The following is a 3,304-nucleotide window of genomic DNA, read 5'->3' on the forward strand; positions in this document are numbered from 1 at the left end:
GCCTCGAGAACGTGCCGGCGGATGGCCCCGCCATCCTGGCGGGGAACCATCTCTCGTTCATCGACTCGTTCTTCCTGCCCCTCGTGCTGCGCCGCCGGATCACCTTCGTCGCCAAGGCGGAGTACTTCGACGATCCCAAGACGGCCTGGTTCTTCCGGGCGGTGGGCCAGATCCCGATCAAGAGGGGGGACGGGCACGCCTCGGCGCGGGCGTTGGAGACGGCCAAGGAGGTCGTCAACGCCGGCGGCCTCTTCGGGATCTACCCGGAGGGAACCCGCTCCCCGGACGGGCGGCTCTACAAGGGCCACACCGGAGTGGCCCGCCTGGCGGCGGACACCGGGGCTCCGGTGATCGCCGTGGCGATGGTGGGCACGGACGAGGCGCAGCCCATCGGGCGGATCCTGCCCCGGGTGTTCCGCACCATCCGGGTGCGGTTCTCCGAGCCTCGCCACCTGCAGGCCGACGGGGGGCGGCCCGACCCGCTGATGCTGCGGCGCTTCACCGACCAGGTCATGTTCAGCCTGCAGGAGCTCTCGGGCCAGGAGTACGTCAACCGCTACGCCAAGCGCGCCGAGGCGGTGGGAGTGGCCGAGGTCAGCCGGCCCCATCCGGTGGCGCCGGCGGGGAAGTCACCGGTGCCGAGCTTCGTCGGCGCCGGGGCCGGCGCCGGAGCCGGTCTGGCCGTCTAGCCCCGCCGGGCCCACCCCCGGGCCCGCTCCACCGCCCGGGTCCATCCGGCGTGGGCGGGGTCGGCCGCCTGGCCGGCTCCCTGACCGGTCACCTCGTCGGGTTGGTCCGACGGGCGGAACACGGCGGCGGCCGACCACTGCCGGGCCAGCTCGTCGGTTCCGCCCCACACTCCCTCCGCCACGCCCGCCAACCAGGCCGCGCCCCGGGCCGTGGTCTCAACCACATCGGCCCGGGCCACGGGGACGCGCAGCTGGTCGGCCTGCAGCTGGAGCAGGACGTCCATGACCGAGGCCCCACCGTCCACCCGCATCTCCTCGACCTGTCGTCCGGCGGCCCGGCTCATGGCCTCGACCACGTCCCGGGACTGGTAGGCCATCGCCTCCACCGCGGCGCGCACCAGATGGGCCCGCCCCGAGCCCCGCGTGATGCCGGTGATCACCCCCCGGGCGTCGGGGTCCCACCACGGGCTGCCCAGGCCCGCCAGGGCCGGGACGAAGTAGACGCCGTCCGCGCCGGGGATGCCCGCCGCCAACGGGCCGGCGTCGGCCGCGCTGTCGATGATGCCGAGCCCGTCGCGGAGCCACTGCAGGGCGGCGCCGGTGACGAAGACGGCTCCCTCGAGGGCGTAGACCGGCCCGCTGCCGTGGTCCCGCCCGAGATCCCACGCCACCGTGGTGAGGAGGCCCTCGGCCGGCTCCGGGCACTCCGCTCCGACATTCATGAGGACGAAGCTGCCCGTTCCGTAGGTGTTCTTGGTCATGCCCGCCGAGAAGCACGCCTGACCGAACAGGGCGGCCTGCTGGTCGCCGGCGATGCCCGCCACCGGGATCCCCTTCGGCACGCCCCCGATGCCTCCGGGCGTCGTGCCGACGCGGCCCGAGGACGGCAGGACCTCGGGCAGCGATCCGGTGGGGAGCCCGAAGAGCTCGGTCAGCTCGTCGTCCCACGCCCCGGTGCGGATGTCGTAGACGAGGGTGCGGCTGGCGTTGCTCGGGTCGGTCGCGAAGACGCCTCCGGTGGGTCCGCCGGTCAGGTTCCACAGCACCCACGAGTCGACGGTGCCGAGAGCCAGGGCCGCGGCCGGATCCTGCTGGGCCCCGACGCCGCCCGGGCCGAGCAGCCACTCCCACTTGGTGGCGGAGAAGTAGGAGTCGAGGACCAGCCCGGTCTTGCGCCGGATCGTGGGGAGGTGGCCGGCGGCCTCCAGCTCCTCGCAGCGGGCGGCCGTGCGCCGGTCCTGCCACACGATGGCCCGTTGGAGCGGTCGCCCGGTGCGGCGGTCCCACGCCAGCGCCGTCTCGCGCTGGTTGGTGATCCCGATGGCGGCCGGTGTCTCCTGCATGCGCCCGGTGACCTCGGCCAGGGTGGCGGCCACCTGGGCCCAGATCTCGGCCGGGTCGTGCTCCACCCACCCGGGCCGGGGGAAGTGCTGGGTCAGCTCCCGGTAGGCCGTGTCCACCGGCCGGCCGGTGCCGTCGAAGGCGATGGTCCGCACCCCGGTCGTGCCGGCATCGATGGCGAGCACCACGGCCATGGCGGGCCGAGACCGTAGCCGCGGCCGGTGCGTCCCCTTTCGAGCGGGTGGGGGAGGAGGGGGACCTACCCGCGGATTGAAATTTCATGCCGTATATGAAAATTCACATACGACCGGGTCAAACCGGACGATCCTCAGTCGACCGTCCGAGATCCGAGCCGGACTATTCGACGATCCGTGGTGACGCCGTCACTGATGCGGGCGAAATGCCGGCCATATATGAAAGTTCACATACGGCGCCGCAAAAGCAGATTCGGGGTTCCTCCCCTCCTCCTTCCTCTCCCCCCAGCGGCCATCCCCGCCACCCCACCTCCTCCCGAGCGGGGCGTTCAGAACATCGCCACCGTCCACGGGGCCCGGTCCCAGGCCAGGGCCAGATCGAGCGCCCGTACCGCGCCGGGGTTGTTCTCCCGGACCAGCCCGGCATGGGCCAGCGTCGCCAGGCGGTGGCCACCCAGGTACACCGAGGCCAGCGACGCCGCGCTCATCACCAGGTCCGGGTTGCCGGCGCCCCGGTCGACCTCGGCGCCGTCGGGCCCCGCCTCCAGGGCCCACGCCCCCTCGTTCCAGGGACACCACGGGTCGGTGATCCCGATCACGACCTTCACCGGATTGGTCCACGCCCGGGCCCGCAGGGCGGCGCCCAGGTCGACCAGACGCAGCCAGACGGCGTCGTTGATCCGGCGCCTCAAGGCCCGTCGATCGGTGACCAACCACTCGAGCGGGTCGTCGGGCGGCCGGTTGTACGCCGAGACCGTCCCCACCAGGTCGACGCCGAAGACGTACCGCCAGAGAGCCGCATGGGCCGCCGGTGAGACCGCCAGCAGCTCGGAGATGCTCAACCGGTTGTCGGGCCCCCGGTACCCCCAGGAGGCGTCGACGCGGTAGGACGCGTAACCGACCGCGGCCTTGCCGTCCGAGACCACGGCCCGCAGCGTGCCTCCATCCCGATCCTTGAGCACCCGGTCCCACCACGCCGGCGGGCGCTCCATCGCCCCCGGCACCACAGGGCGGAGCCGCTCGTACACCTCCTCCATCGACCCCCGGGCCTTTTCGGTCGCCACCAGGCGGACCTCCAGC

3 protein-coding genes are annotated in these 3,304 nt (G+C 73.0%); 1 reads left to right on the plus strand and 2 read right to left on the minus strand.

The features are described from left to right. Positions 1 to 689 (plus strand): lysophospholipid acyltransferase family protein (locus VFW24_02155; GenBank protein ID HEX5265551.1); only part of this gene is annotated, 689 nt, incomplete at its 5' end. Here VFW24_02155 and glpK read toward each other — a convergent pair. Both glpK and VFW24_02165 read right to left on the minus strand, forming a co-directional pair. Next, positions 686 to 2,224: a glycerol kinase GlpK gene (gene glpK, locus VFW24_02160; GenBank protein HEX5265552.1), complete on the minus strand. Its 1,539-nt coding sequence runs from the start codon at positions 2,222 to 2,224 to the stop codon at positions 686 to 688. The two genes, VFW24_02155 and glpK, sit on opposite strands and share 4 nt — an antisense overlap. A gap of 329 nt (positions 2,225 to 2,553) precedes the next feature. After that, positions 2,554 to 3,304, minus strand: a 751-nt coding sequence (locus VFW24_02165) for a sterol carrier protein domain-containing protein (GenBank protein HEX5265553.1), incomplete at its 5' end; no start/stop codon positions are given.

Source organism: Acidimicrobiales bacterium (genome assembly GCA_036273495.1).
GTDB lineage: Bacteria > Actinomycetota > Acidimicrobiia > Acidimicrobiales > JAJPHE01 > DASSEU01.

Coding starts and splice junctions, on each gene's coding strand:
- glpK (HEX5265552.1), bottom strand. CDS start 2,224: ATGGCCGTGGTGCTCGCCATCGATGCCGGCACGACCGGGGTGCGGACC.